Annotated in this window: 24 protein-coding genes; 13 read left to right on the top strand and 11 right to left on the bottom strand. The window is 71.5% G+C overall.

Features of this window, described 5'->3' with window-relative positions:
* Window positions 1-2: 2 nt before the first annotated feature.
* The 5 genes from SROS_RS48830 to SROS_RS31055 all read right to left on the bottom strand — a co-directional run bounded on the left by SROS_RS48830 (window position 3) and on the right by SROS_RS31055 (window position 4,784).
* Window positions 3-134, bottom strand: coding sequence for a SapB/AmfS family lanthipeptide (locus SROS_RS48830; RefSeq protein WP_012892884.1), 132 nt, complete (start codon window positions 132-134; stop codon window positions 3-5).
* A gap of 33 nt (window positions 135-167) precedes the next feature.
* Window positions 168-302, bottom strand: a complete 135-nt coding sequence (locus SROS_RS48825; RefSeq protein ID WP_012892883.1) for a SapB/AmfS family lanthipeptide — start codon at window positions 300-302, stop codon at window positions 168-170.
* Window positions 303-306: 4 nt separating this feature from the next.
* Window positions 307-2,943 (bottom strand): class III lanthionine synthetase LanKC, encoded by a 2,637-nt coding sequence (lanKC, locus tag SROS_RS31065; protein ID WP_012892882.1) that lies wholly within the window; start codon window positions 2,941-2,943, stop codon window positions 307-309.
* Window positions 2,944-3,090: 147 nt separating this feature from the next.
* Window positions 3,091-3,795, bottom strand: coding sequence for a sensor histidine kinase (locus tag SROS_RS31060; protein WP_012892881.1), 705 nt, complete (start codon window positions 3,793-3,795; stop codon window positions 3,091-3,093).
* 275 nt (window positions 3,796-4,070) lie between these two features.
* Window positions 4,071-4,784 (bottom strand): M50 family metallopeptidase, encoded by a 714-nt coding sequence (locus tag SROS_RS31055; protein ID WP_012892880.1) that lies wholly within the window; start codon window positions 4,782-4,784, stop codon window positions 4,071-4,073.
* A gap of 74 nt (window positions 4,785-4,858) precedes the next feature.
* Here SROS_RS31055 and SROS_RS31050 point away from each other — a divergent pair, with 74 nt between their 5' ends.
* Genes SROS_RS31050 through SROS_RS31040 form a run of 3 tightly spaced genes read left to right on the top strand, consistent with a single transcriptional unit; the run spans window position 4,859 to window position 7,432 of the window.
* Window positions 4,859-5,788, top strand: a complete 930-nt coding sequence (locus tag SROS_RS31050) for an amidohydrolase family protein (protein WP_012892879.1) — start codon at window positions 4,859-4,861, stop codon at window positions 5,786-5,788.
* Window positions 5,785-6,279 carry a nuclear transport factor 2 family protein gene (locus SROS_RS31045; RefSeq protein ID WP_012892878.1) on the top strand — a complete coding sequence of 165 codons (495 nt, stop codon included), beginning with the start codon at window positions 5,785-5,787 and terminating at the stop codon, window positions 6,277-6,279. Before SROS_RS31050 ends, SROS_RS31045 begins: the two co-directional genes overlap by 4 nt.
* Window positions 6,280-6,289: 10 nt before the next feature.
* On the top strand, window positions 6,290-7,432 hold the full coding sequence (locus SROS_RS31040) for a magnesium and cobalt transport protein CorA (protein WP_012892877.1): 1,143 nt from the start codon (window positions 6,290-6,292) through the stop codon (window positions 7,430-7,432).
* 263 nt (window positions 7,433-7,695) lie between these two features.
* Here the strand turns inward: SROS_RS31040 and SROS_RS31035 are convergent, their stop codons facing one another.
* Entirely contained in the window at window positions 7,696-8,385 is a 690-nt protein-coding gene (locus SROS_RS31035) for a hypothetical protein (RefSeq protein WP_012892876.1), read from the bottom strand.
* A 300-nt stretch (window positions 8,386-8,685) separates the two neighbouring features.
* Window positions 8,686-9,210, bottom strand: coding sequence for a hypothetical protein (locus SROS_RS46325; RefSeq protein ID WP_012892875.1), 525 nt, complete (start codon window positions 9,208-9,210; stop codon window positions 8,686-8,688).
* Between the two features lie 102 nt (window positions 9,211-9,312).
* On the opposite strand from SROS_RS46325, the gene SROS_RS31025 reads away from it, so the two are divergent.
* On the top strand, window positions 9,313-10,023 hold the full coding sequence (locus tag SROS_RS31025; RefSeq protein WP_169369415.1) for a TetR/AcrR family transcriptional regulator: 711 nt from the start codon (window positions 9,313-9,315) through the stop codon (window positions 10,021-10,023).
* Window positions 10,024-10,107: 84 nt separating this feature from the next.
* On the opposite strand, the gene SROS_RS31020 is transcribed toward SROS_RS31025, so the two are convergent.
* Both SROS_RS31020 and SROS_RS31015 read right to left on the bottom strand, forming a co-directional pair.
* Window positions 10,108-10,416, bottom strand: coding sequence for a transcriptional regulator (locus tag SROS_RS31020; protein ID WP_012892873.1), 309 nt, complete (start codon window positions 10,414-10,416; stop codon window positions 10,108-10,110).
* Window positions 10,413-10,898, bottom strand: a complete 486-nt coding sequence (locus tag SROS_RS31015) for a hypothetical protein (RefSeq protein ID WP_012892872.1) — start codon at window positions 10,896-10,898, stop codon at window positions 10,413-10,415. The genes SROS_RS31020 and SROS_RS31015 overlap by 4 nt, the downstream gene beginning before the upstream one ends.
* A gap of 358 nt (window positions 10,899-11,256) precedes the next feature.
* On the opposite strand from SROS_RS31015, the gene SROS_RS31010 reads away from it, so the two are divergent.
* Window positions 11,257-11,907 (top strand): TetR/AcrR family transcriptional regulator, encoded by a 651-nt coding sequence (locus tag SROS_RS31010; protein ID WP_012892871.1) that lies wholly within the window; start codon window positions 11,257-11,259, stop codon window positions 11,905-11,907.
* 47 nt (window positions 11,908-11,954) lie between these two features.
* A complete protein-coding gene (locus SROS_RS31005) occupies window positions 11,955-15,122 on the top strand; it encodes a bifunctional cytochrome P450/NADPH--P450 reductase (protein ID WP_012892870.1) in 3,168 nt (1,055 codons plus the stop codon).
* Between the two features lie 51 nt (window positions 15,123-15,173).
* Here the strand turns inward: SROS_RS31005 and SROS_RS31000 are convergent, their stop codons facing one another.
* Window positions 15,174-17,384, bottom strand: a complete 2,211-nt coding sequence (locus SROS_RS31000; protein ID WP_012892869.1) for a thiamine pyrophosphate-dependent enzyme — start codon at window positions 17,382-17,384, stop codon at window positions 15,174-15,176.
* A 207-nt stretch (window positions 17,385-17,591) separates the two neighbouring features.
* Here SROS_RS31000 and SROS_RS46320 point away from each other — a divergent pair, with 207 nt between their 5' ends.
* The 5 genes from SROS_RS46320 to SROS_RS30975 all read left to right on the top strand — a co-directional run bounded on the left by SROS_RS46320 (window position 17,592) and on the right by SROS_RS30975 (window position 21,604).
* Window positions 17,592-18,983, top strand: a complete 1,392-nt coding sequence (locus SROS_RS46320) for a hypothetical protein (protein ID WP_012892868.1) — start codon at window positions 17,592-17,594, stop codon at window positions 18,981-18,983.
* Between the two features lie 608 nt (window positions 18,984-19,591).
* Window positions 19,592-19,945, top strand: a complete 354-nt coding sequence (locus SROS_RS52395) for a hypothetical protein (RefSeq protein WP_012892867.1) — start codon at window positions 19,592-19,594, stop codon at window positions 19,943-19,945.
* A 161-nt stretch (window positions 19,946-20,106) separates the two neighbouring features.
* Window positions 20,107-20,475 carry a hypothetical protein gene (locus tag SROS_RS30985; RefSeq protein ID WP_148269255.1) on the top strand — a complete coding sequence of 123 codons (369 nt, stop codon included), beginning with the start codon at window positions 20,107-20,109 and terminating at the stop codon, window positions 20,473-20,475.
* 161 nt (window positions 20,476-20,636) lie between these two features.
* Window positions 20,637-20,999: a TraR/DksA family transcriptional regulator gene (locus tag SROS_RS30980; protein ID WP_012892865.1), complete on the top strand. Its 363-nt coding sequence runs from the start codon at window positions 20,637-20,639 to the stop codon at window positions 20,997-20,999.
* 272 nt (window positions 21,000-21,271) lie between these two features.
* On the top strand, window positions 21,272-21,604 hold the full coding sequence (locus SROS_RS30975) for a TraR/DksA family transcriptional regulator (RefSeq protein WP_012892864.1): 333 nt from the start codon (window positions 21,272-21,274) through the stop codon (window positions 21,602-21,604).
* 68 nt (window positions 21,605-21,672) lie between these two features.
* Here SROS_RS30975 and SROS_RS30970 read toward each other — a convergent pair whose 3' ends face one another.
* Entirely contained in the window at window positions 21,673-22,272 is a 600-nt protein-coding gene (locus SROS_RS30970; protein WP_012892863.1) for an SACE_7040 family transcriptional regulator, read from the bottom strand.
* Window positions 22,273-22,361: 89 nt separating this feature from the next.
* Between SROS_RS30970 and SROS_RS30965 the strand changes: the two genes are divergently transcribed.
* Window positions 22,362-23,930, top strand: coding sequence for a carboxyl transferase domain-containing protein (locus SROS_RS30965; RefSeq protein WP_012892862.1), 1,569 nt, complete (start codon window positions 22,362-22,364; stop codon window positions 23,928-23,930).
* Window positions 23,931-23,985: 55 nt separating this feature from the next.
* Complete coding sequence (locus tag SROS_RS30960; RefSeq protein ID WP_043657121.1) at window positions 23,986-25,953, top strand: acetyl/propionyl/methylcrotonyl-CoA carboxylase subunit alpha; 1,968 nt, start codon at window positions 23,986-23,988, stop codon at window positions 25,951-25,953.
* Window positions 25,954-25,958 lie beyond the last annotated feature (5 nt).

Raw genomic sequence — 25,958 nt, 5'->3', positions numbered from 1 at the left:
GGTTAGTGGCAGAGCAGGAGGCTGAGGTTGCTCGGCTTGTAGGACTCGCAGCCCAGGACGGTCAGGGTGCTGCCACCGCCGCCGCCGTGGCCGCCGCCGGGAGCTTCCAGGGTCTGGAGGTCGAGAAGAACCATGGGATTACCTCACTTCTTGGGGGTGTGGACGGGTTAGTGGCAGAGCAGGAGGCTGAGGTTGCTCGGCTTGTAGGACTCGCAGCCGAGAACGGTCAGGGTGCTGCCGCCACCGCCGCCGTGGCCGCCGCCGGTGGGGGCTTCCAGAGTCTGGAGATCGAGAAGTACCATGTGCTTACACCTCCTTCAGTGGCTCGTGGGAGCGGAGCCGCTCGGCGGATCCATGCACAGGCAGTGCCATGGTCAGGGCACCTGTGCCGCCGGGCGGCCCGGTAAAGGGGAGGAACACCGGCCGGTCGTGCAGCGCGGTGCCCATCGCGAACAGGACTCCGGCCGTGCCGGTCGCGAAGTCCATGGAGAGCCTGAGCAGTTGGTCGCCGGGGAAGGCCAGCCCGCCGCCGTAGGGCAGCGCGTGCCAGCTCAGTCCGCGGATCTGCTCGGCCAGGTCGATGTCGGGGTAGTGCGGCGCCGGCCCCAGGCCCGCGGCGAGAGCCGCGATCATGCCGCTCCGGCCGGTGAACAGCCCCGGCTGGACGAAGTAGCGGCCCTCGGTGACGCGCCGGCAGCCGTCGAGCGCGGCGCGGAAGTCGTCGTCGTCACGGTGGGCCAGGTAGCGGGAGAGGACCACGCCGATGCCCACGGAGCCCTCGTCCAGGTAGGGCAGGGTGCGCCAGCCCTGGCTGACCTGCAACGTGCCGTCCTCGCCCGAGACGCAGCGCCGCAGGTCCTGCCGGAGCGCCACGGCGGCCCGGTCGAGCATCGAGGTGTCGCCGGTCCGCTCGTAGGCGTGCAGGAACAGCAGGGCGGGGCCGGACGAGCCGTACATCAGCCCCGCGCGGGGATTGGCCCCTCCGCTGGTCTCCGGCACGTCGTCGGGGCCGCCGAGCCTGTCGGCGCAGAGGTCGACGATCTGGAGCGCCAGGTCGGTGAACGTCTGCTCCCGCGTCGTCCCGCCCAGGTGGAGCAGGTTCAGCCCGACTCCCGAGAGCCCGCCGAACAGGCCCAGTTCGAGCGACTCCCACTTCTCCCGCAGGCACAGGTCGACGGTGTCGAGCGCGTCCTGGCGGTGTCCGAGCAGGTCCAGAACGTAGGCCACGCCGTGCAGGCCGTCGTAGAAGCCGATGCCCGTCCCCCGGCCGGGTGCCAGCGCCTTCCGGCGCAGCCAGTCCTCGTGCTCGGGGAAGCGGCCCATCCCGGCCGCCGCCAGCGCGTAGAGCACGCCCGCCGCGCCGTAGGCGAGGTTGACGCCCCCGCCGGGCTGGAACTGGGCCACATCGCCGGGGAAGAGCCGGTCCTCCCGGTCGGGGGTGGCGCTCGCCATGATCGCCCGGCACATCGCCTCCCTGACCCGGGGCCAGCCGTCCCGGTCCAGCCGGGGGATCGGCCGCGCCGTCACCGGGGCCGTCCCCATGATGGTCCGGACGGCCTCCTCGACCACCTCGGGCGGCACGGGGAAGGTCTCGGTGACGAGCCCGGCCAGATGGACGACCTTGGCCCGGTCGAGCGGCAACATGATCGTGAGCTGGGGGGCGAACAGTCCCAGGCAGAGGCAGGCCAGGGCGTAGACGTCGACGTCGACGCCCTGCCGGTCGGGCGGCGCGCCGAAGGCCGGGTGGGCGAGGGCGGCCCGGCCGCGGTCCACGGCGAGGGTCGCGACCTCGTAGTCGATCAGGACCAGCCGCCCCTCGCCGGTGAGGAGGATGTTGTTGGGATGCAGGTCGCCGAAGACCACTCCCCGCCCGTGCAGGGACTCGACCGCCTGCCGGACCTTGGGGAGCACGTCGAGCACCCACCGGGTGTATCCGGCGATGGTCTCCTGGTCGCAGCCGGCCCGGGTCAGCGGGTATCTCTGCACGAGGAGCCGCTGCAGCGGATTGCCGTCGACGAACTCCTGGACCAGGAAGTGGTGATCGCCGAGCGTGAAGTAGTCGAGCAGCGCCGGCACCGCGTCCAGCCCGGCCAGGCGCTCCAGCATGTCCCGCTCGTGTGCCAGGCGCGCCACCGCGTCCCGGTCGGCGGCGTCGAGCCCGGCGTGCGGGCGGGCCTCCTTCAGCACCACCCGCTCATCGGTGCGCAGGTCCCGGCCGAGATACACGCCCCCGCCGTTGGAGAACTGTATGACGCTCTCGATGGTGTAGGGCAGGTCGTTGGTCGTGACCGCGTTGCGGGCGGCCAGATGGGGCTCCAGGAACCCCGGAAGCGTCACCCAGGCCGGCAGGTGGAAGGCCGGCCCCCGCGCGTCGGGGACCAGCCGTCCCTCGCCGTCCTCGACGGCGAGGACCAGCTCGCCGTTGCCGCCCAGGCAGCGCCGCGGCGTGAAGCCGCCGTAGCGCACGTAGAGGGGGCCCTCGCCGTAGCGGAGGTCGCTGAGGATGTAGGGGCCGCTGACGCCGCGGAGCAGCTCGTCGAGCTCCTTCAGCGTGAGTTCGAGCTGCCCCTCGTCCAGCGGGTAGATCGTCACGAGCTTGCCGCTGGACCCGCGGGCCGCCGCCTTGGAGTTCAGCATCGTCATGACCGGCCGGTTGCGCAGGAACTTGAACGCGATTCCGCGAGGCACGCAGTAGTCCCAGACGGCTTCCATGGCCTGCTCGGCGTCTTCCAGGCACGCCGAGACGTGGATCTTCCAGCCCTGTGCCGGCGTCCGGGTGGCGAGGGGCGCGTAGTGCATCCACGTGTCGGTCGCCTCGTGCGCCCAGCCGTCCGGGACGTCCCGGGCGACGAGTGCGAAATCGGGGTGATCGCCCCGGCGGCCGTCAAGGGTGTCGTAAAAGAGCCGGTCCGCGAGGCAATAAAGCTCATACTGGTCATTCACGGCAATCTCCCTGCTGTCTTCCAGAAGAGAGAATTACGGATAACCCGAGAAATCACCAGTTACAAATTCAACTACTCATACGTGCGAACTTCACAGGTCCAATCATGAATATGTGCGCCACCTGGGCTTTCGCATTAAAAGTGAAACTTATTCGGAAAATTTTCGGGGCACTTCGGCGATCAGGTTGAACCAGCCGCCCTCGCCGGCGGTCGCGCGCACCGCGCCCCCGAGCCGGGCGACCCGGTCGTGGAGATTGCCCAGGCCGTCGCCGGCGGACGGCAGGGGGGCCCGTCCGGGGGCGCCGTCGTTGGCGACGGTCAGCCGCAGCAGGCCGTCGCGCTCGGCCAGCTCGATCACGCACGTCCTGACCGCGCTGTGCCGCAGCATGTTCGTGACGCCCTCGCGGACCACGGTCCCCAGCGCGGCGCTCACCTCCCGGGACAGCCCGGTGGTCTCCATCCGGACCGTGCAGGCGGCCCCGAAGCTCGTGAGAAGGGCCTGGGCGCGCATGCTCTCGCCGTGCAGTGACAGGTGCCGGTGGGCTTTGGAGACGTTGCGCACCGCGTGCGCGGCGTGCCGTACGGCCTGGAGCGCCTCGCCCAGATCCCCGCGCAGGCGCGCGTCGCCGGCCGCCCGCCGGTAGGCCAGCTCGCTCTTGATGGAGGCCAGCCAGAGCCAGTGGCCCACGAGGTCGTGCACGTCGCGGGCGAACTCCTCGTGCGCGCGGGTGACGGCCCTCTCCTGCTCGGCCCGCAGCCGCCTGATCCGCAGCGCCAGGGTGACGGTTACGCCCAGTGAGATCAGGATGATCCCGGCTATGACGATTATGGCGACATATAGCTGGGGTGGCATCGACCGGCTCTCACTAGAAGGGCGGCATACCTGGACATAAACTCAAGAAATCGTTTAACTGTCAATGAAAAAGAACAATACTCTGCGGTAGAGGGGTGCGCTGAAAGAATGGCGACAACGCTCATCCATAACGCGGGGTTATAACCCGCCCGGTCGGGCGGGACCGCCGGTGCGGGCGGCCGGCCGGATACGGCGCCGCGGACGCGGGTGGTCCGGCCCGGGCGGCGGCGGCCGTTCCCGTGACCGGGCGGCGAGGGTCTCCGGCCGTCCGGCGATCAGTGGAAGGCGAGCGGCAACGGGACCAGCAGGTAGGCCCCGCCGAGCAGGGCGGCCCCCGCCACCAGCAGGAACAGCAGCACCCAGAACCCGCCGGGCAGGAAGGTCAGCCGGGCGAGCTGGTCGGCGTCGGAGCTCGGGGCGCGGCCGTGCCGCCGCTTGCGCTGCAGCTCCACGATCGGCCGGACACCGCCGAACAGCAGGAACCAGACGGCCAGATAGGCGAGGACGGCGTCCACGTCGGGCGGGGCGTACCAGGTGAGGGCGGCTGTCGCCCCGCCGGTGGCCAGCAGGCTGACCACGCCGAACAGGTTGCGGATCAGCAGCAGCATGCAGAACAGCAGCGCGATCACGATCGTGATCAGGATCGCCACGTAGCCGGCGGAGGTCAGCCACGCCCCGCCGAGCCCCAGCAGGGACGGGGCGACGTATCCGGCGGCGGCGGTCAGGATCATCCCCGGGCCGGTGGGCCTGCCCCGGGTCAGGGTGACGCCCGAGGTGTCGGAGTGCAGCCGGATGCCCTGCAGCTTGCGTCGGGTGAGCAGCGCGGTCAGCGCGTGCCCGCCCTCGTGCGCGATCGTGATCAGGCCCCGGGAGAGCTGCCACGAGGCGGACCACGTCACCACGGCCAGCGCCGCCAGCGCGGCCAGCAGCACGATCCACAGGGGCGGCCCCGCCTGGGGCGTGGTCAGAGTCACCCAGACCTCGGACAACGATCACTTCTCCTTCACGACGTCGGAGCAAAGCGTCCCATGACATCCGGTGTGCTGGCGATAAAGTCACGGATATGCAGAGCATTATTCCGGAACCGGCCGACGCCGACGTCCCCGCCTGGTGGCGGGGCCTGGGCCTGCCGGGTCTGGCGGACGTGCACGTCCACTTCCTGCCCGAGCGGATGGAGCGCCGGGTCTGGCACCACTTCGAGAACGGCGGCCCGCTGATGGGGGCGGGGTGGCCGATCCACTACCGGGTGCCTGCCGAGGAGCGGGTCGCGCGCCTGGGAGACCTCGGGGTGCGGGCGTTCTCCGCCCTGGCGTACGCGCACCGGCCCGGCATGGCGGCCGACCTCAACGCCTGGACCCTCGACTTCGCCCGCCGCACCCCCGGATGCCTCCCCTCGGCCACCTTCTACCCCGAACCCGGGGTCCTCGACTACGTGCGGGACGCCCTCGACCGGGGGGCGCGCATCTTCAAGGTCCATCTGCAGGTGGGCGACTTCGATCCCAGGCTCAGGGAGATCGACGAGGTGTGGGGGCTGCTGGCCGAGCGGGGCGTCCCCGTCGTGGTCCACGCCAGCTCGATCCCCCTGCCCGGCCGCTGCACCGGCCCGGTGCCGATCGCCGGGGTGCTGGCCCGCCATCCCCGGCTGGCCGTGGTCGTCGCGCACCTCGGCATGCCGGAGTACGAGGAGTTCTTCCGGATGGCGGAGACCTTCGCGAACGTACGGCTCGACACCACGATGACCTTCACCGACTTCGCCGAGCGCGGCATGCCGTTCCCCGCCCACCTCGGGCCACGGCTCCGTGACCTCGGCCTGGCGGGTAAGGTCCTGCTCGGCAGCGACTTTCCGAACATCCCCTACCCCTACGCACACCAGATCCACGCGCTGGACCGCCTCGGCCTCGGCGAGGACTGGCTGCGGGCGGTGTGCTGGGACAGCGCCGCCGATCTGTTCGATCTTTCTCCCGATTACACTCGGTCATCGGGAGAACGATGATCTGGGGGATCCGCGTGAACGACCAGAACGCCGCGCTCATCAGGACTTTCTACGACGCCTTCGGACGCCGCGACGCCGACGCGATGGAGCGCTGCTACCACCCCGACGCCACGTTCGGCGACCCCGTCTTCCAGGAGCTGGAGGGCCGCGACAGGGTCATGGGCATGTGGCGGATGCTGCTCGGCCGCAACCACGACATCGCGGTGGCCGTCCGCGACGTCAGCGCGCGCGACCACGACGGCGAGGCGCACTGGACGGCCCGTTACACCTTCGGCAGGACGGGCAGGGAGGTCGTCAACGAGATCGACGCCCTGTTCCGGTTCGAGGGCGGCCTGATCATCCGGCACCACGACGAGTTCGACTTCAAGCACTGGTCCAAGATGGCCCTGGGCCGGCCGGTGGGGCTCTTCTTCGGCTGGACCCCGATGTTCCGGGCGACGATCCGGGGTAGGGCGATGCGGTCGCTGGAGGAGTTCATGAACGTCGGATGAGGAGAAGGACGTGGCTGATCGGCGGGTGCGGGGTATGCGGAGCCTGATGCGCGGGCGTTCCGGAGCGGTGCGGGACTCTCCCGAGCGGTCGATGGACCCGCGCTCCGCCGGCGACGAGCCGCCTTCGCCCCGGTCGCACGTCATCGACAACGCGATCTACGTGAACGGGCGGCGGACGGCCACCCCCGGATCGCTGCCCGAGGCGTTCGAGTGCCTGAAGAACACCCCCGACAGCATGGCCTGGATCGGCTTCTACCGGCCCGAGGACGCGGTGATCCTCAACGTGGCGGAGGAGTTCGACCTGCACGAGCTGGCGGTCGAGGACGCCATCGTCGCCCACCAGCGGCCCAAGGCCGACCGCTACGGGGACACGCTGTTCGTGGTGCTCCGCCCGGCCAGATACGTCGACGAGGCCGAGGAGGTCGACTTCGGTGAGCTGCACCTCTTCGTCGGCCGGAACTTCGTGATCACCGTACGGCACAGCGAGGCCCCCGACCTGTCCCAGGTCCGCCGGCGGATGGAGGGCGATCCCGAGCTGCTCGGCCAGGGCCCGCAGGCGGTGCTCTACGCCATCATGGACGCGGTCGTGGACGGCTACGCCCCGGTCGTCGCCGGCCTGCAGAACGACATCGACGAGATCGAGGTCCAGGTCTTCGGCAACGAGCCCGGCGTCTCCCGCCGCATCTACGAGCTCTCGCGCGAGGTGATCGAGTTCCAGCGGGCCACGGGGCCGCTGCTCGGCATGATCGAGGGATTCATCGCGGGGGCGGCCAAGTACGGGGTGGACCAGGAGCTGCAGAGATACCTGCGCGACGTCGCCGACCACGCGATCACCGTGGCGGAGCGGGTCAGCGGCTTCCGCCAGATGCTCCACGACATCCTCGTGGTCAACTCGACCATGGTCGCCCAGGCCCAGAACGAGCACATGACCAATCTCACCGAGGCCAGCAACGCCCAGAACGAGGAGGTCAAGAAGATCTCCGCCTGGGCCGCCATCCTGTTCGCCCCCACCCTCGTCGGCACCATCTACGGCATGAACTTCGACGACATGCCCGAGATCCACTGGGATCTGGGCTACCCGTTCGCGGTGCTGCTGATGGCGGGCGTCTGCACGACCCTGTACGTGGTGTTCAAGCGCCGGGACTGGCTGTAGGCCTCCGTCGGGCTGTGGGTTCCGTCCGGGCGCGGGCCTGGGCTCCTCCCGCGTCCGCCGCGCACGCCGTCATTCATGAGACGTGCGTGCCGTCATCCAGGAGAACGGTGAATCACGCAAATACAAATGCCGAATTTTAGGGGTATTGCAGGCGGCGGCCGGTGTTTTTCATGCGGCCGAAATGCCCTGGACGGTGATATGTCCAGGGCATTTCCGTGCCGCGCGCGGAGGGGTCTCATCAGACGCTCCTGACAAGAAGGCGGCTACCGCGTCTGGAAGTAGAAGCGGTAGTCGGTGCCGTCGTGCAACATCGCCGCCCGGCCGGCGTCACTGGTGTCGGGGAAGTCCTTCAGGTTGAGCTGGGGAATCGAGTTGTGGCCGTACTGGTATTCCGCCGCGTCGCCGTTCCACGAGCCCTGGGAGATCCTGTCGTTGCACCCGTGGTGGAAGGCGTAGATCCGGTAGGCGGTGCCGTCGTGCAGCATCGACCAGCGCGACCAGTCGGTGTCGGGCGGGAAGCCGGTGACCCGGAGGGTGGGGGCGTGGTCGCCGTAGGACCACTGGTAGGTCGCCGTGCCCGGCACCCAGACGAACTGGTAAAGGGTGGTGGGGTCGCCGAGCCTGCGCAGGTAGGCGTGGTAGGCCCCGCCGCTGTGCAGCAGCGAGATGCTGCCGCTGTCGGCGTCCGCCGGCGCGCCCGTCAGTGTGAGCACCGGGATCGAGTTGTAGCCGTAGGCGTACGAGGTGCCGTCCCAGGCGAACTGGTACAGCGTGTCGCGGCTGCTGCCCCGGAAGGCGTACAGGCGGTAGAGGGTGCCGTCGTGCAGCACCGACCAGCGCCGGAAGTTGGCGTCGGCGGGGGCGCCGGTGATCGGGAGATTGGGGAGCGAGTTGTAGCCGTAGTGGTAATTGTCGCTACCGGGAACCCAAGCTCCCTGGTTGACGGAAACCATCGACCGACCCTCCGTGTGTGGAATAAAACGATTGGCATGCCGCGTGCTTCGTCATGAAACAGTAAATCAATCTGTTGATTTTTTGGGTTGAATCATTCCGGGTTTCACGGAGGCACTCGATCATTCCGGTGTTGGCGGCGAGTTCGGCGGCCAAAAGCGACTGTTCGGATATTTCCGAAATGTGAGACAGGGGAGGTAAGGAAGGGGGCGGCGCGACTCGACCGCGCCGCCCGCTCCGGGCCCGGCTCCGGCCGCCTCCCGCCGGAGCCGGGAGGCGTCATGCCCGCCGCGGCCGGTGGATCAGGTGAGCGCCTCGACGGCGGCCACGGCGCCGCCCGCCACGAGGCCGACGACCAGGACCAGCGGGCTCCCCTTGAGGCCCTGGACGAGATGGAACCTCAGGTCCCGGTACTCCTTCATGCCCTCGGTGCCGGGCAGCGTCATCAGGCGGGGACGCAGGCCGGCGAAGACGAGCCAGTCGATGACCACGAGGTCGTAGACGGACATCGTCGCGAAGACGATCGCGGCGCAGGCCGCCGCCGGGAGGAATCCCAGGTCGCCGCCTGTCGTGGCTCTCAGGTCGAGCAGGGCGACGACGAGGAGCGGGAGGAAGCAGGCTCCCCAGAAGATCAACCCGAAGCACAATGCCACCCGCCGGCCCCGGGCGCTCTTGGGCTTCGCGTACCGTTCCCGGATCGCGGGCGGGTAGGCGTCGACCAGGAAGTCCCGGCCGGCGAGGAATCCGGCGAGCAGGGCGAGGGTGAACAGCACGCTCACCGCGAGGCCGTACAGGACGCCGTGAGCGGCGATCGAACTCCACTGCATGCGATCTCCCTAGACATTAGGTAAGGCATGCCTAAGGGTGGTCTCCGTCATCCTTAAAGTCAACATAGTGTGAAGTTCAATCGGGCTGGCTACGATGAGCCCGTGCCATCCAGAGCGGGCGGGGAGCCCGATGTCCCGGTCAGGCGTCGCAGGCGCCCCGAGTACCGCGCGGGGCGCCCGACGCTCACCGGGGAGGGGATCGCTAGGGCGGCACTGGAGGTGCTCGCCGGGGGAGGGCCGGCCGAGCTGACCATGCGGGCCGTCGCCACGCGGCTGGAGGTCTCGCCGCGCGCCCTGTACAACTACGTCACCGACCGCCGTCACCTGCTGGAGCTCGTCGTCTCCGTCAGTCAGGCCGACCGCCCCGCGCCCCGGCTGGATCCCGCGCGGTGGCAGGAGAGCCTGCGGGAGCACTGCCGCGATCTGCGCGCCTGGTATCGCTCCCATCCGGGGCTGCTCGCCCTGGCCCGCGCCGAGGATCTGACCCCCTTCGCCTCACCTGACACCCTGCGCGCCGACGATGTCGTGGTGGGCTTCTTCCTTGAGGTCGGGCTGTCCCCGCAGAACGCCTACCGCGCCTGGGCGGTCACCGTGCTCCAGGTGGCCGGCTTCGCCGAGATCTGGGACGCGTGGCACGACCGGCCGCCTCCCGGCACGGAGCCGGGCGGGTGGAACGGGCTGCCGCGACCGCTCTCCCCGGACGACGGGCTGCCCAGCCTGCGGAGGGCCGCGGGCGCGGCCTCGGCCGCGCCGGACGCGCTCTTCGAGTCCGTGCTGGACATGCTGGTCGCGGGTGTCGAGGCGATGCGCTGACCGCCCCGCCGCCGGCCCCGGACGCCGCCTCGCCGCCCGCGCCTCGCCGCCCGTGCCTCTCCGGCCGGGGAGGACTGCGAGATCTCAGCCGGGCAGGACCGAGAGGCCGGACCGGGTGACGATGGCCTGGAGGGCGGCGACGTGGGCGGTGTAGGCCGCGCGCCCTTCGTGAGTGAGGCTGAACCACGTCCTCGGGCGCTTGCCGACGTGTCCCTTGCGGATCTTCACGTAGCCGGCCGCCTCCAGGGCGCTCGCGTGCTTGGACAGCACCGAGTCGCTGACGTCCAGGTTGTCACGCACGAAGGCGAACTCGGCCTCGTCGGCGGCCGCCAGCAGCGCGACGATCTGCAGCCGGGTCGGCGCGTGGATCACCGGGTTGAGCTGCGGCGTCATCGCTCCGCCGCCCCTGCCCTGCGGGCGGTCCGGGTGGACATCCAGCGGGCCAGGAGGGGGGAGGTGACCGCCACCACCACGGTCATGATCACGCCCATGAGGGTGCGCGGGTAGGTGGTGTCGCCCCCCGTGAGCCACCACGCCAGCACGCCGCCCCCGGCGCCGGTGGCGATCATCCAGCCCACGAAGCCGGCCCATGCCCATGGATCCACCACGGAGGGGTGAGGGCGCAGGTTTGCGTTCCGGACATCTCTCACGAACTTGAGTACGGCGACGGCGAGGCCGGCCGACAGGGCCGTGACGGCGATCCAGAGCCACCACGCGGGCGTGACCTCGGTGACGAACTGCAGGCCGGTGACGAAGAGCCAGACCGCCACCGGGTACCAGGCCGGGAACATCGGCGGTGCGGAGCGAAGGGCTCTGTGCTGCGTCTCGTGGACCTGGGCCAGTGTCCGTGCGGCGTCTTCGGGGGTGATGTGCATGATCCGCTCCTTTGTTCTTTCCTGATTGGAAAGTACTTTTCACTTTCCAATCTGTCAAGTACTTTCCGGGCTTGATCGGACGGATCGGACTGAGCGGACGGATCGGAACCCCCTGTGCCGGCTCGGCCTCTCGCGGCTGCTCGGCCCCGCCGCCGGGCCGGCGGTTGCGGGCCCGGCGGAGGTCCGGGTGCCTCGCATGGGCGGGGGCGACCCGCCGCCCGGTCCGGGCCGGCGCCATGGGGTGATCGTGTTCACCCCGACCGGGAGCGTCGCTGATTTGCACATCACTGAGCAAGTTGGTTAACTGCACAGCAGTGTGCAAATACCGATATATGAGCAGTTGAGGGGAGGGGGTCGCATGGACGTCTCGGACACGGCCGCCACGGGCGGTGCCCGCGCGCGGTCGAACAGGCGGCGCATCCTGGCGGTCGCCGCCCAGGAGCTGAGCCGTAACCCGCAGGCGAGCATGGACGACGTCGCCCGCGCGGCGGGGGTCGTCCGGCGCACGCTCTACGGGCACTTCCCCAGCCGGGACGCCCTGATCGACGGCATCGCCCAGCAGGCGGCGCGCGAGGTCACCGAGGCCTTCCACCGCGGCCAGGCCGACGCCGACTCGCCCGACGAGGCGATGGCCCGCTTCACGCTGGCCGTCTGGGAGGTCGGCGACCGCTACCGGCTGCTCATCGCACTGGCCCAGCGGAACCTGACCAGCGCCGGGATCCACGAGCTGCTCCGTCCCGTGCGGGAGAAGACCGCCGAGCTGCTGGAGATCGGGCAGCGGCTCGGCGTGTTCAGCGGCCACCTGCCGGCGCCGGTGCTGTCCTACGCCGTGGAGTCGATGACGCTGGGACTGCTCCAGGCGGTGAACGACGGGGCCTGGGAGAACGGCGACGCCGTGGCCGCGACGACCGCGTGCCTCATCGCGGCGGGCGTGCCGGCCGGCCGGGCGGCCTCGGTGACGGAGCGGATCGCCGCGGCCCGAGCGGGAGCGCGGCCGGTGTCCCCGTGACGTCGCCGCGCTGACCACCACCATTTCTTTCCGGGGGAGAGACAGACATGACCGACCACGCCGGATCCGCCAGGATCCCCCAGCCTCCGATGCGCCCCATCGTCGGCAACGCGCCCGAGATCGACTCCGGTGCGCCGGTGCAGAGCATGATGAGGCTCGCCGCCGACCTGGGACCCGTCTTCCGGATGAGCGTTCCCGGGCGGGAGATGCTCATCCTGAGCTCGCGCGAGCTGGTGGCGGAGGCCTGTGACGAGTCGCGCTTCGAGAAGCACGTGCACGGGCCGCTGGAGCACATCCGCGACTTCGCCGGAGACGGCCTGTTCACCGCCTACGGCGACGAGCCCAACTGGGCCAGGGCCCACCGGATCCTGATGCCGGCGTTCGGTCCCGCGGCGATGCGGAACTACTTCGACGACATGATCGACATCGCCGACCAGATGCTGACCAAGTGGGAGCGCCTGGGCGCCGACCAGGACATCGACGTGGCCGACAACATGACCCGCCTGACGCTCGACACGATCGCGCTCAGCGGGTTCGGCTACCGCTTCAACTCCTTCTACCAGCGGGAGATGCACCCCTTCATCGACGCGATGGTCCGGGCCCTCAGCGAGGCGGGGGGCCGGTCCCGGCGCGTGCCGCTGCAGAACAAGCTCATGTTCGTCAGCCGCCGGCAGTACGAGGCCGACGCCGCGCTCATGCACGACGTCTGCGACGAGCTCATCGCCCGGCGCAGGCAGGCCGATCCCGGCGAGGCCCCGCGCGACCTGCTCGGCCTGATGCTCGGCGCCGCCGACCCCCGGACGGGGGAGCGGCTCGACGACGCCAACATCAGCAACCAGCTCGTCACCTTCCTGATCGCCGGGCACGAGACGACGAGCGGCCTGCTGTCGTTCGCCGTCCACCTGCTGCTGGACAACCCCGACCTCCTCCGCCACGCCCGCGACGAGGTCGACCGCGTGCTCGGCGCGGAGATGCCGCGTTTCGAACACCTCTCCCGGCTCGGCCACATCGACCGGATCCTGCGCGAGACGCTCCGGCTGTACCCGACCGCGCCGGCGTTCGCCGTACACGCCAAGCACGACACGGTGCTCGCCGGGCGCTACCCGCTCAAGAAGGGCGACGTGCTGTTCGTGCTCACGCCCTCCCTGCACCGTGACCCCTCCGTGTGGGACGATCCCGAGCGGTTCGACCCCGCCCGGTTCGCGCCGGGCGCCCGGGAGAACCTCCCCGACAAGGCGTGGCTGCCGTTCGGCAACGGCAGCCGCTCCTGCATCGGGCGGGCGTTCGCGCTCCAGGAGGCGACGCTGGTCCTGTCGATGCTGCTGCAGCGGTTCGAGTTCTGGGCACCGGAACCGTACGACCTCAAGGTCAAGGAGACGCTGACCCTCAAGCCCGAGGGGCTGCGCATCCGCGCGCGCGTCCGGCAGGCCGTCGAACGGGCGGCCCCCGCGCCCGAGCCGTCGGCCCCGCCGCAGGACAGGCCCGTCACCGCGCACGGCACCCCGTTGCTGCTGCTGTACGGCTCCAACTCCGGCGCGTCCGAGGCGTTCGCCCGGCGCGTCGCGGGTGACGCCGCCGCCCGGGGATACGCCGCCCGGGTGGCCCCGCTCGACGAGCACGTGGGCAGGCTCCCCGCCGAGGGGGCGGTCGTCGTCGTGACCGCCTCCTACAACGGCCAGCCGCCGGACAACGCGCGCGACTTCGTCACCTGGCTCTCCGACGTCCCGCGGGGCGCGCTGGAGGGCGTACGGTACGCCGTCTTCGGGTGCGGCAGCCGCGACTGGCTCTCCACCTACCAGGCCGTCCCCACCATGATCGACGAGAGGCTCCAAGGCGCCGGCGCCCAGCGGGTCGTCGCCCGGGGTGAGGCGGACGCCGGCGGCGACTTCTTCGGTGACTTCGAACGCTGGTACGCCCCGTTCTGGGAGAGCCTCGGCGACAGCCTCGGCGTCAAGGAGGGCGGGGTCGAGACCGGCCCGCTGTACGAGGTCGAGGTGATCCCCTCGCCGAGCGCCGAGCTGGTGGCGCAGAACCGGCTCGGGCTGGCCACCGTGGTGGAGAACCGGGAGCTGGTCGACGTGGGCTCCCCGCTGGGGCGCTCCAAGCGGCACATCGAGTTCGCCCTTCCCGAGGGCACGACCTACCAGGCCGGCGACTACCTCACCGTCCTGCCCGAGAATCACCCCGAGCTGGTGGAGAGGGCGGCCCGGCGGTTCGGGATCCAGACCGACGCCGCCGTCGTCCTGCACTCCAGCCGGGGCGCCATGGCCGCGTCGCTGCCGACCGGGCAGCCCGTCTCCGTGCGGGAGCTCCTCGGCCACCACGTCGAGCTGTCGGCCCCGGCGACGCGCAAGGACCTCGAACGGCTCGCGCGCCACGCCCAGTGCCCGCCGGACCGCGACCGCCTGTCGGCCCTGGCCGGCGACCCCGTACGGCACCGGCAGGAGATCCTCGACAGGCGGGTGAGCGTGCTCGACCTGCTCGACACCCACCCCTCGCTCGACACGCCCTTCGGGGAGTTCCTGGACATGCTGCCCGCGATGAGGGTCCGGCAGTACTCCATCTCGTCGTCCCCGCGCTGGAACCCGGCGCACTGCACCCTGACGGTGGGCGTGGTGGACGCCCCAGCCCTGTCCGGCGTGGGCAGGTTCCGCGGCATCTCGTCCACCTACCTCGCCCGGCTGCGCCCGGGAGACCGGGTGCCCATCGCCGTCCGGCGGCCGAACGTGCCGTTCCAGCCTCCGGTCTCGAACGGCACGCCGGTCATCATGATCGCCGCCGGCACCGGGATCGCGCCCTTCCGCGGCTTCGTCCAGGAGAGGGCCCTGCGGAAGGCGGCCGGCGAGCCGCTCGGGGAGACGCTGCTGTTCTTCGGCTGCGACCACCCCGACGTGGACTTCCTCTACCGCGACGAGCTGGCACGGTGGGAGGCCGACGGCGCGGTCCGCGTGCTCCCGGCCTTCACCCACCAGCCGGAGGGGGAGGTGACGTTCGTCCAGCACCGCGTCTGGCGGGAGCGTGACCGCGTCCGCGACCTCTTCCGGCAGGGCGCCACGGTCTACGTCTGCGGCGACGGCCGTCACATGGCGCCCGCCGTACGGGAGAACCTCGTCAGGATCTACCAGGACGCGACGGGCAGCACCGGCGAGGACGCGACCGCGTGGGCCGCCGAGGTCGAGCGGAACGGCAGGTACGTGTCCGACGTCTTCGGATGATCCCGCGGCCGCCCCCGGTGCCGATCCGGCAGGCGGCCCGCCTCGCCGGGCTCAGCCCAGCAGCTTGCGGGCGGCGGCCTCGATCTCGCCCTCCGACAGCAGCACATGACTGGAGGCGTCGCCCAGCGGGATGAAGCTGTCGGCGGAGGTCACCCGGGCGATCCTGCCGGTGAAACCGGCGTCGAGCAGCTCGGCGACGATGCTCTCCGAGACGCCGCCGGTACGGCGGGTCTCGTCGGCGATCAGCACCCTGCCGGTCAGCTCCGCCGCGTGCAGCAGGTCGTCGATCGGGAGCGGCGACAGCCAGCGCAGATCCAGCACCCGGCAGCTGTATCCCTCCGCGGTGAGCCTGACCGCGGCGCGCAGGCTCATCCGCACGCCGTTGCCGAAGGTCACGATGGTCAGGTCGCGGCCGTCGCCGTAACTGCGGGCGCGGCCGATCGGGACGTGCGTCTCCGCCCAGCGGGCCGGCGGCGCGTACGGCGAGAGCCAGCCGTTGTCGCCGTCGTCGAACAGGTCGCGGGTGTTGTAGAGGGCGATCGGTTCGAGGAAGACGCAGACGCTGCCGTCGGTGCGGGCGGCGGCCAGGCAGGTGCGCAGCATCGAGGCCGCGTCGTCGGGGCGTGCGGGAGAGGCGACGACCAGGCCGGGGATGTCGCGCAGCGCGGCGACGGAGTTGTCGTTGTGGAAGTGGCCCCCGAAGCCCTTCTGGTAGGCGTAGGAGGCGACGCGGACCACCATGGGGTTGCGGAAGGCGCCGCGTGAGAAGAACGAAAGCGTCGCGGCCTCGCCCCGGATCTGGTCCAGCGCGTTGTGCAGGTAGGCCAGATACTGGATCTCGGGCACCGGCAGCAGCCCGGAGACGCCCGACCCCAGTGCCAGGCCGAGCACGGCCTGCTCGTCGAGGAGCGTGTCGAACACCCGGCCCGCGCCGAAGCGTTTCTGCAGGCCGCGGGTGACGCCGTAGACGCCGCCCTTGCGGGCCACGTCCTCGCCGAAGACCAGCACGTCGGGGTGGGCGGCCAGGGTGTCGGCCAGGGTCCGGTTGATCGCCTGGGAGAGGGTCAGCGGGCCCTCCAGCTCGGGCAGCCTGCCGCCGAAGGCCCTCTCCCTCGAAGCCGCGGCCACCGTGCTGGCCGGGGCGACGGCCTCGGGGGTGCGGGGGGCGAGGGGCTCCATGATCTCGACCGCCGAGGTCAGCCGGGAGCGCCGGGAGCTCTCCATGGCCATCTTGAACAGGTGCTCGCGCGTCGTCTCGTAGCGGGTCAGCAGCTCGTCGGGCGTGGTCAGGCCCGCCTCGACGAGCAGGCGGGCGGTGGCGACGAGCGGGTCGCGCTCCAGGTCGGCGTTGATCTCCCGCTTGGTCCGGTAGGACAGCTCCACGTCGGAGCCGGCGTGGCCCATCAGCCGGACGGTGCTGATGTGCAGCAGGGCGGGGGAGCGGTGCCTGCGGACGTGCTCGGCGGCGGCCCTCGCCACGTCGTGGACGTCGGCCAGGTCGCAGCCGTCGGCCTCGAAGTATTCCAGCAGCCGGTGGCGGGCGGCCTCCACCCAGCCGTCCGGGGTCCGCACGCTGATGCCCAGGCCGTTGTCCTCGCAGACGAACAGCACCGGCATGGCCAGCCCCTGGTAGGAGCCGTAGGCGGCGGTGTTGAGCCCGGACAGGGCGCTGGCGTGGTTGACGGAGGCGTCGCCGAAGCCGCACACCGCGATCGCGTCGCCGGGCCACGCGCCCGCCAGGCCGAGCTGCCGGGCGCGCTCGATGGCGAAGGCCACGCCCACCGCGCGCGGCAGGTGGCTGGCGATCGTGGAGGTCTGCGGGATCACCGCCAGGTCGGGGTGGCCGAAGACCTTGTGGCGGCCGCCCGCCATCGGCTCCTCCGCCGAGGCGGTCAGGCCCAGCAGGACGTCGCGCAGCCCCTCCTCGGGCAGGCGCCCCGCCATCACGGACCGGGCCAGGTAGAAGGCCCCCGAGCGGTAGTGCAGCAGGGCGGGGTCGGTGACCCGGACCGCCGCCGCCACCGCGACGTTGCCCTCGTGCCCGGCCGAGCCGATGGTGTAGAAACCCTCGCCGTGCTCGCGCAGCCAGCGCGAGGCGACGTCCAGGAGCCTGCTGCCGAGCTGGAACTCGAACAGCTCGCGGCATCGGGCGCCGGTCAGGGTCGTCCCCTCCCGCACGGGCATGCCGGGATCACGCGGGGCCCCGGGGGAGAGGGCGGTCACCGCCTCGGTGAAATGAGTCTCAACAGTGTCGCGCGCCACAGCTCGATTATGTCCTCCTCGACGGCTCCCGTCCCCGGCGTTGAGGTCTTTGGGCCTTAAAGAGGTGGTGGACCGATCCTATTCGACAGTTATTAATAACAACTTGTCAGATCTATCAACCAATTGCCCTCTCTGTACGTCTACTTGAGAGAAGTAACGTGGCACCCTCATGCCGCGTTCAGCCAACGGGGAGGATGGACAACCCGAATGTTGCAACGCACCCGAGCCGTTATCGTCGCGGTGGCCATGGGAGCCGGAGCCCTCGCTCTCGCTCCCTCCGCGACAGCTGCGGCGGGAACCTCAGCGGACCCCGTCGTCTCCAACGTGGAGATCGACCCCAACCCGGTCGTGGTGACCGGATCGCCGGTCACGGCGAAGTTCAGCTTCACCACGACCGCTGCGGGCAAGGCCGAGTTCCAGATCAAGGCGCCGGGCGTCGGCGCCTGGACCTCGCTCGACCTGAAGCCCAGCCCGCACGGCACCGAGACCAAGTGGACCGCGTCCAAGTCGTTCGACGCCAAGAGCGCCACCGGGCAGTGGAGCTTCCTCGCGATCGCCCACAGCGGCGACGGCAAGGAGGACTCGACGCGCGGCAAGTTCGCCGTCGAGGTCCGGAAGGCCCTCGACACCAAGATCGTCGACTTCGACGCCTCTCCCGACGACGTCGCCAAGGGCGCCGGCATCGAGGTCTCCGGCAAACTGCTGCGTGACAGCGGCGGCTGGAGCGGATACGGCGGCCAGCCCGTGACGATCACCTTCCGGGAGAAGGGCACCGACGCCTACCGGCACGTCGCCAAGGTCGGGACCGGCCGCAGCGGCTGGTTCAAGGCCAGGGTCAAGGCCGACGCCACCGGCTGGTGGCGTGCGGAGTTCGCCGGCAACGGCGGCGCCCGCGCCTCGGTGAGCGACACCGACCGGGTCGACGTCAAGGTCGCCCCCAGGGTCGTCGACAGCCGGATCGTCGACTTCGACGCCCGGCCCGACCGGGTGGAGGAGGGTGACAGGCTGAGCCTCCGCGGACGCCTGCAGCTCGACACCCGGCACGGCTGGGACGGCTACTCGGGCAAGAAGGTCGTCATCCTGTTCCGCGCCGACGGCTCGTCCCGGTGGGACGACGTGGCCCGCGACTGGACCGACCGCTACGGCCGCTTCGGCGCCGACGTGACGGCCAGGCGTTCCGGTCACTGGCGTGCCGTGTTCGCCGGCGCCGACGGTGTCAGGGGCAGCAGCAGCGGCACCGACCACGTGACGGTCGTCCGGCCCCAGCCGGAGCCGGAGCGCGCCGCCAGCCGCCTCGTCAAGTTCAACGCCTCGCCGGAGCCCGGCCGCTACGGCCGCTACCTGAAGTTCACCGGCAAGCTCCAGGTGGACGACTCGTCGGGCTGGGACGGCTACCGCGCGAAGGTCGCGCTGTACTTCAAGGCCAAGGGCTCGGACAAGTGGAGCTACGTCAAGACCACGCGGTCCAACGGCAGCGGCAACCTCTACACCAAGGCCAGGACCTACAAGTCCGGCTACTGGAAGTTCGTCTTCAAGGGTGACGGCGACTTCTACGGTGACTCCAGCCGGAGTGACTACGTCGGCGTCGTCAGGCGCTGACGGTGAGATCGAGGCCCGCTCCCCGTGAGCGGGCCTGAACGGACGGCGGCCCGGGTGCTCGAGCACCCGGGCCGCTCCCGTGTCCCCGTGCGACGGCGTCCTCCCTGCGGAACGGCAGGTCCCGGGAGGGCCGCGCTCCCTGTGGAACGGCAGGTCCCGGGCAGGCCGCGCGCCTGGCGGAAACCTCTGGTGCGACGGCGACGAGCGGCTCCCGGCAAGCCATCCGGCTTGCTGAGATTCGCTTTGCCCGGAGCAGGCATGGCCGGTGCGAGCATCTCTCCTGGAAGTCAGAGCCGATCATGACAACTGGGGAATGAATGCTGCGGAAAGTGATCCTGATGCTGGTCGTGGGTGTCGCGGCCGGGCCGCTGACCGGGGTGTCCGGCGCCTGGGCGGCCGGACCGCCGCCCGTCGCACCCGTCGCACCCGCTGCGCCCGTCGAGCCTGTCGCGCCCGTCGAGCCCGCTGCACCTGCCGTGCCCGCCGTGCCTGCCACGCCTGTCGCGCCCGCTGCACCCGCCGCGCCTGCCGTGCCCGCTGCACCTGCCGCGCCCGCTGCACCCGCTGTGCCCGCTGCGCCTGTCGCGCCCGCTGCACCCGCCGTCCCGGTGGCCACTCCGCCGCCCGTCGCGCCCGCCGTTCCGGGGCCCGAGCAGTCGCCCGTCGCGCCCGTCGCCCAGCCCGCCGAACTGCCGGCCGTCGCCATCGGGTCCGTCACCATCGGCTCCGTCACCTGGAAGGACATCCGCGTGGGCAGTCTGTGCCCGCCCATGTCGCCGTGTGCGACGGTCAAATGCGGTCCGGGCCACATCTGCGTGCCCTCCCCCGAGAAGTGCTCCACCACGCCGTGCCCGCAGTACGACTGCGTGTCGATGGTGCCGCTGCCCATGCAGCCCGCCCCGGCCTCCGGGCCGGTGGCGGTGGCCCCTCCTGCGGGCAACCCCGCCTCCCTGCCCATGTGACTTCCCCCTCAGGCTCGCCCCCTCCGCGTGGTCACCGGGAGTCGCGGCGGCCATCCCCGTCACGTGGGCGAGGTGCCGGGCCGGGGCGCATGAGAGGGCCGGGGAAACCCGGGCCGTCGTGTGAAGTGCCCTTTCGCGGGGGGTGAGCTATGGTCGAGACGATGAGGGAACCGCGGTGGGTCACACCCAGGCCCACTGCCGCAGCGGCCGTGGTGGGCCTTGTTCTCGCGGTCGTGCTGTCGGCCGTGGCCCCTTCCTCGTGGTCGGGCGGGTGGCGTCCCGCCGACGCCGACACCAGCCTCTGGATTCCCCAGACCGTCGGCGCGCACCCGTCGACCGCGCCGAGGCTCATCCCGGGCGGTACGGAGCACCTGCCGACGGTGGGGCAGCTCCGCCATCTCCTCGGCGTGAGCGCCGTGGCGGTGGCCTCCGTCCTCGTGCTGCTGGCCTGGCTGAACGCGGGCCCGGCGGCCAACCCCCGGCGCGGTGTCCAGCGGATCGTCACCCTGCGCAGCCCGCCGCCTTCCTAGACTCCATCCTCTTTTCCGACCTCCGCCGAGCCACGGGCCCGGCAGGAGTTCCCCCGGTCATGCGCCGCCGTACGCCCGCGCGTGCCCGGGATCCGGCTTTCACCTCGGCGGGCCGTCGCAGGCCCGCGCCACGGTGAGTCATTCAAGGAGTCGATGTCGTCATGGGTGACATCAGATCGGCAAGCAGGCTGCTGGAGGAGTACCGGCGGCACACCGCGCAGCTGGAGGAGCTGCGCGCCCTACTGCACGAGCGGCTCGCCGTCGCGCGGGCGGAGCGGGATTCCCTCACCGGGTGTGACCGGGTGCCGGGACCCGCGACGGCGGACGGGCCGGTCCCGCTCGCCTGGAGGCGGGTCGAGCGAGCCAGGAAGGCCGTCGCCGAGATCGAGGCGGCGATCGAACGGCTGGACTTCGGCCTTTACGGCACCTGCCGCCGGTGCGGGGCGTTCATCGCGCTGGACCGCCTGCGCCGCGCCCCCCATGCCCGGTACTGCGCCGTCTGCGGGCACACCGCGCGGCACTGACCGGGCCCGCCCCGGCCTGCCCGCGCCACCACCCGTGGCCGGTTCAGGCAGTTTCGAGTCGGTTTGGTTTGGGCTGATTCGAGCCGGCTCATGTCACCCCGGACCGGAGCGGGCCGGGTCCCATCCGGCCGGACCGGCCCCGTCCGGCGGGAGCGGTCCCGGCCTCCGGGCCGGTCCGCCGCTGCCGCCCTGCCGCCGCGGCCCGGCCCGCCGGCGCCTCTTCCCCACCTCACTTCCCCGCGTGCCCCACTTTCCGAAAGGACCAGAACATCATGTCCGTCGACACCCACCTCAGCACCGTCCAGCTCGACACCATCCGCGAGGAGCTGGAGGGACAGCTGTTCCGCTGGACCAGGCAGCTGGCCGACCTGGAGACCGCGGTGAACGACGACGCGGTGGAGGTCTCGGCGAAGTCGGGACTCCTCGCCGACATCGTCTCCGCCGAGCGGAACCTCGCCGTCGTGCGCCAGGCCCTCCGGGACGTCACCGAGCTGACCTACGGCCGCTGTGACGGCTGCGGGCTGGCGATCCCCTTCGAGCGGCTGAAGGCCCGCCCTCTCGCCCGCTTCTGCATGCTGTGCCAGCGCCGTCACGAGAGCCGCTGAGACCGGGACGCCCATGGCCGCCGGGGAGGCGGCCACGGGCGTCCAGGGCCGATGAACGTTAAAGATCCCTAACTCTGGACCCTGGCGAGCGCCGCGCGGGCCATGCTCCGCAGCAGCCCGGCCATCGCCTCGGGGTCGAGCTCACCCGCGCTGTGCGGGGTGGAGTTGAGCAGGCCGAAGACGGCGTGGGTCGCGGCGCGCAGGCGTGACGGGGGGCAGCCCGGGTAGAGCTCGCTCAGCACGGTGACCCACTCCTCCACGTAGAGCCGCTGCAGGCGGCGGATCTGCCGGCGGGCGGGCTCGGGGACGTTGCCGAGCTCGCGGTCGTGCACGGTGATCAGCGCGGGATGGCTGAGCGCGAACTCGATCTGGCCGGTGAGCAGGGCGTCCAGGGCGTGCTCGGCGTCCGGGGCCTCGGTCACGCGGGTGGCCGCCGAGGTGTGCAGGCGCTCGCTGACATCCAGCAGCATCTCCGCCAGCAGGGCCTCCTTGCCGCTGAAGTGCCGGTAGAGGGCGGGGCCCGAGGTGCCGACCGCGCCGCCGATGTCCTCGATGGAGGTGCCGTGGAAACCGCGCGCCGCGAACAGCGCGGCGGCCGCGTCCAGGATCTCCGTGCGGCGTGACCCGCGACTGCGGGTGAGGGGCTGGGCAGTCGTCACACCTCGCATGGTAGACGGTGAGGTTAATGATGACTAACATCGGGAGCGGAGTTAGTAACCGTTAACCCACGGCGACGGAGCCGGACAAGGGGGCTCGCATGAGTGGCTGGCCGGTGCTGCGGAGCGCCTGCGACCCGGGTGGCGAGGGGTTCAAGGGCAACGCGGAGGTCAACGAGCGCCTGGCCGCGGACCTGAGAGAGCGGCTCGCGGTCGCCGGGCTGGGCGGTCCGGAGAAGTCCCGGGCCAGACACGTGTCGCGCGGCAAGCTGCTGCCCCGCGACCGGGTGGACGCCCTGCTCGACCCGGGCTCACGCTTCCTGGAGCTCTCCCAGCTCGCCGCCACCGGGCTCTACGGCGACGAGGCCCCCGCCGCCGGGATCATCACCGGCGTGGGCCGCGTCTCCGGCCGCGAATGCGTGGTCGTCGCCAACGACGCCACCGTCAAGGGCGGCACCTACTACCCCGTCACGGTCAAGAAGCACCTGCGGGCCCAGGAGGTCGCCCTCCACAACAACCTGCCGTGCGTCTACCTCGTCGACTCCGGCGGCGCGTTCCTGCCCAAGCAGGACGAGGTCTTCCCCGACCGCGAGCACTTCGGCCGCATCTTCTACAACCAGGCCACCATGTCGGCGCGCGGCATCCCGCAGATCGCCGCGGTGCTCGGCTCCTGCACGGCGGGCGGCGCCTACGTCCCGGCGATGAGCGACGAGGCGGTGATCGTCCGCAACCAGGGCACGATCTTCCTCGGCGGCCCGCCGCTGGTGAAGGCGGCGACCGGGGAGGAGGTCACCGCCGAGGAGCTGGGCGGCGGCGACCTGCACGCCCGGGTCAGCGGCGTCACCGACCACCTCGCCGAGGACGACCCGCACGCGCTCAGGATCGTCCGCGACATCGTGGCCACCCTCGCCCCGCGCCCCCCGTCCCCGTGGGAGCGCGTCCCCGCAGAGGAGCCGGCGCACGACCCGCGCGACCTCTACGGGATCGTCCCCGCCGACACCCGCACGCCGTACGACGTGCGCGAGATCATCGCCCGGGTCGTGGACGGCAGCCGGTTCCTGGAGTTCAAGGCCGAGTACGGCGCCACGCTCGTCACCGGCTTCGCCCACATCCACGGCCACCCGGTCGGGATCATCGCCAACAACGGCATCCTGTTCGGCGAGTCCGCGCTCAAGGGCGCGCACTTCATCGAGCTGTGCGACCGCCGCGCCGTGCCCCTGGTGTTCCTGCAGAACATCAGCGGGTTCATGGTCGGCAAGGCGTACGAGGCCGCCGGCATCGCCAAGCACGGCGCCAAGATGGTCACCGCCGTCGCCTGCGCCCGGGTGCCCAAGTTCACCGTGGTCGTCGGCGGCTCGTTCGGCGCGGGCAACTACGCGATGGCCGGGCGTGCCTACTCGCCCCGGTTCCTGTGGATGTGGCCCAACGCGCGCATCTCGGTGATGGGCGGCGAGCAGGCCGCGAACGTGCTCTCCACGGTCGGCAACGCCGACCCCGACGCCATCCGCAGGCAGTACGAGGACCAGGGCAACCCCTACTACTCCACCGCCCGCCTGTGGGACGACGGCGTCATCGACCCTCTCGACACCCGCACCGTCCTCGGCCTGGCCCTGTCCGCCTCGGCCAACGCCCCTCTCGAACCCGTCGGCTACGGCGTCTTCCGGATGTGACCGCACCCATGACTCACCCACCCGCTCCCCAGCCGCCTCGCGGGGGCCGCTCATGATGTTCCACACCGTTCTCATCGCCAACCGGGGCGAGATCGCCCTCCGGATCATCCGCACGCTCAGGAGACTGGGCATCCGATCCGTCGCCGTGCACAGCGACGCCGACGCCGGAGCGCGGCACGTCCGCGAGGCCGACATCGCCGTACGGCTCGGCGGCGGCTACCTCGACATCGACCGGATCCTGGACGCCGCCGCGGCGACCGGGGCGCAGGCCGTGCACCCGGGATACGGATTCCTGGCGGAGAACACGGCCTTCGCGCGCCGGTGCGCCGAGGCCGGGCTGGTGTTCGTCGGCCCGCCGCCGGAGGCCATCGAGGCCATGGGCGACAAGATCCGCGCCAAGGCCACCGTCTCGGCGGCCGGGGTGCCCGTCGTCCCCGGAGGCGCCGAACCCGGCGACGACCTGGCCGCCGCCGCCGAGCGGGTCGGCTTCCCGGCGCTGATCAAGCCCTCGGCGGGAGGCGGCGGAAAGGGCATGGTGCTGGTGCGCACGGCCGCGGAGCTGCCGGACGCCCTGGAGTCCGCGCGCCGTACGGCGGCCGCCGCGTTCGGCGACGCGACCCTGCTGATCGAGCGGTTCGTGGAGAACCCCCGGCACATCGAGATCCAGGTGATGGCCGACACGCACGGCAACGTCGTCCACCTGGGCGAGCGCGAGTGCAGCCTCCAGCGCCGCCACCAGAAGATCATCGAGGAGGCCCCGTCCCCGTTGCTCGACGCCGCGACCCGGGCGAGCATGGGCGCGGCCGCGGTCGAGGCCGCCAGGTCCGTCGGCTACGTCGGAGCGGGGACGGTGGAGTTCATCGTCCAGGGAGCGACCGGCGACTACTACTTCATGGAGATGAACACCCGGCTCCAGGTCGAGCACCCGGTCACCGAGCTGGTCACCGGCCTGGACCTGGTCGAGCTCCAGCTCAGGGTGGCGGCCGGCGAGCCGCTCCCGCTCACCCAGGACGAGGTACGGCTGCGCGGCCATGCCGTCGAGGCCCGCGTCTACGCCGAGGACCCCTCCCGGGGCTTCCTGCCGACCGGCGGCCGGGTCCTCGCGCTGCACGAGCCCGGCGACGTCCGGGTGGATTCCAGCCTGATGGTCGGCGGCGTGGTCGGCAGCGACTACGACCCGATGCTGTCCAAGGTCATCGCCTGGGGGCCGGACCGGGCGAGCGCGCTGCGCCGGCTGGACGGGGCGCTCGCCGCGACGACCGTGCTGGGCGTGCCGACCAACATCGCCTTCCTGCGCGCGCTGGTCACCCACCCGGAGGTGGCCGCCGGCGACCTCGACACCGGCCTGGTCGAACGCCACCTCGACGCGCTGGTCACCCGCGAGGCCGTCCCCGCCGACGTCCTGGCCGCGGCGGCCCTGGTCCTGCACCACGAGCGCGTGCCCGCGACACCGGCCGACCCGTGGGACGTGCCCGACGGCTGGCGGCTGGGCGAGGCCGCCTGGACCACCTGGCGGCTGGAGGGCCGCGACGGCGTGACCGAGGTCCGGGTGCGCGGCCTGCCCGGGGCGGGAGCCGAGGTGGACCTGCCCGGAGACGGCGCCCGGACGGCCGTGCGGGCGAGGCTGTCGGCGGACGGCGACGACCTGCTGGTCACCCTCGGCGGGGCCCGGCGGCGCTACGCCGTCGCCCGGGACGGTGACACCGTCTGGCTCGGCCGGGACGGCGACGCCTGGGCACTCACCCGACACCACCTGGGCGACCCCGGTGACCGGGCGGGCGCGGGCGGCGCCGGGGACGGGGTGGTCCGCAGCCCGATGCCCGGCACGGTCCTGGTGGTCAAGGTGACCGCGGGGGAGCAGGTCGCCGAAGGGCAGCCGCTGCTCATCGTCGAGGCGATGAAGATGGAGCACACCGTGACCGCGCCGGTCGGCGGGGTCGTCGCCGAGCTGCCGGTACGCACCGGCCAGGCGGTCGACATGGACGCCGTGCTGGCGGTCGTCCACCGGGACGGGGAGTCGTGATGCGC

It is taken from the genome of Streptosporangium roseum DSM 43021 (assembly GCF_000024865.1).
Taxonomy (GTDB): domain Bacteria; phylum Actinomycetota; class Actinomycetes; order Streptosporangiales; family Streptosporangiaceae; genus Streptosporangium; species Streptosporangium roseum.
Note: the sequence above shows the minus strand (reverse complement) of the source record. Positions and strands in the feature narration are given on the sequence as shown.

Coding starts and splice junctions, on each gene's coding strand:
- SROS_RS46325 (WP_012892875.1), bottom strand. CDS start 9,210: ATGCAGTGGAGTTCGATCGCCGCTCACGGCGTCCTGTACGGCCTCGCG.
- SROS_RS30960 (WP_043657121.1), top strand. CDS start 23,986: ATGTTCCACACCGTTCTCATCGCCAACCGGGGCGAGATCGCCCTCCGG.
- SROS_RS30985 (WP_148269255.1), top strand. CDS start 20,107: ATGAGGGAACCGCGGTGGGTCACACCCAGGCCCACTGCCGCAGCGGCC.
- SROS_RS30980 (WP_012892865.1), top strand. CDS start 20,637: ATGGGTGACATCAGATCGGCAAGCAGGCTGCTGGAGGAGTACCGGCGG.
- SROS_RS31010 (WP_012892871.1), top strand. CDS start 11,257: ATGGACGTCTCGGACACGGCCGCCACGGGCGGTGCCCGCGCGCGGTCG.
- SROS_RS30970 (WP_012892863.1), bottom strand. CDS start 22,272: ATGCGAGGTGTGACGACTGCCCAGCCCCTCACCCGCAGTCGCGGGTCA.
- SROS_RS31020 (WP_012892873.1), bottom strand. CDS start 10,416: ATGACGCCGCAGCTCAACCCGGTGATCCACGCGCCGACCCGGCTGCAG.
- SROS_RS31005 (WP_012892870.1), top strand. CDS start 11,955: ATGACCGACCACGCCGGATCCGCCAGGATCCCCCAGCCTCCGATGCGC.
- SROS_RS31015 (WP_012892872.1), bottom strand. CDS start 10,898: ATGCACATCACCCCCGAAGACGCCGCACGGACACTGGCCCAGGTCCAC.
- SROS_RS48825 (WP_012892883.1), bottom strand. CDS start 302: ATGGTACTTCTCGATCTCCAGACTCTGGAAGCCCCCACCGGCGGCGGC.
- SROS_RS30975 (WP_012892864.1), top strand. CDS start 21,272: ATGTCCGTCGACACCCACCTCAGCACCGTCCAGCTCGACACCATCCGC.
- SROS_RS31045 (WP_012892878.1), top strand. CDS start 5,785: ATGATCTGGGGGATCCGCGTGAACGACCAGAACGCCGCGCTCATCAGG.
- SROS_RS48830 (WP_012892884.1), bottom strand. CDS start 134: ATGGTTCTTCTCGACCTCCAGACCCTGGAAGCTCCCGGCGGCGGCCAC.
- SROS_RS31050 (WP_012892879.1), top strand. CDS start 4,859: ATGCAGAGCATTATTCCGGAACCGGCCGACGCCGACGTCCCCGCCTGG.
- SROS_RS31035 (WP_012892876.1), bottom strand. CDS start 8,385: ATGGTTTCCGTCAACCAGGGAGCTTGGGTTCCCGGTAGCGACAATTAC.
- SROS_RS31060 (WP_012892881.1), bottom strand. CDS start 3,795: ATGCCACCCCAGCTATATGTCGCCATAATCGTCATAGCCGGGATCATC.
- SROS_RS46320 (WP_012892868.1), top strand. CDS start 17,592: ATGTTGCAACGCACCCGAGCCGTTATCGTCGCGGTGGCCATGGGAGCC.
- SROS_RS30965 (WP_012892862.1), top strand. CDS start 22,362: ATGAGTGGCTGGCCGGTGCTGCGGAGCGCCTGCGACCCGGGTGGCGAG.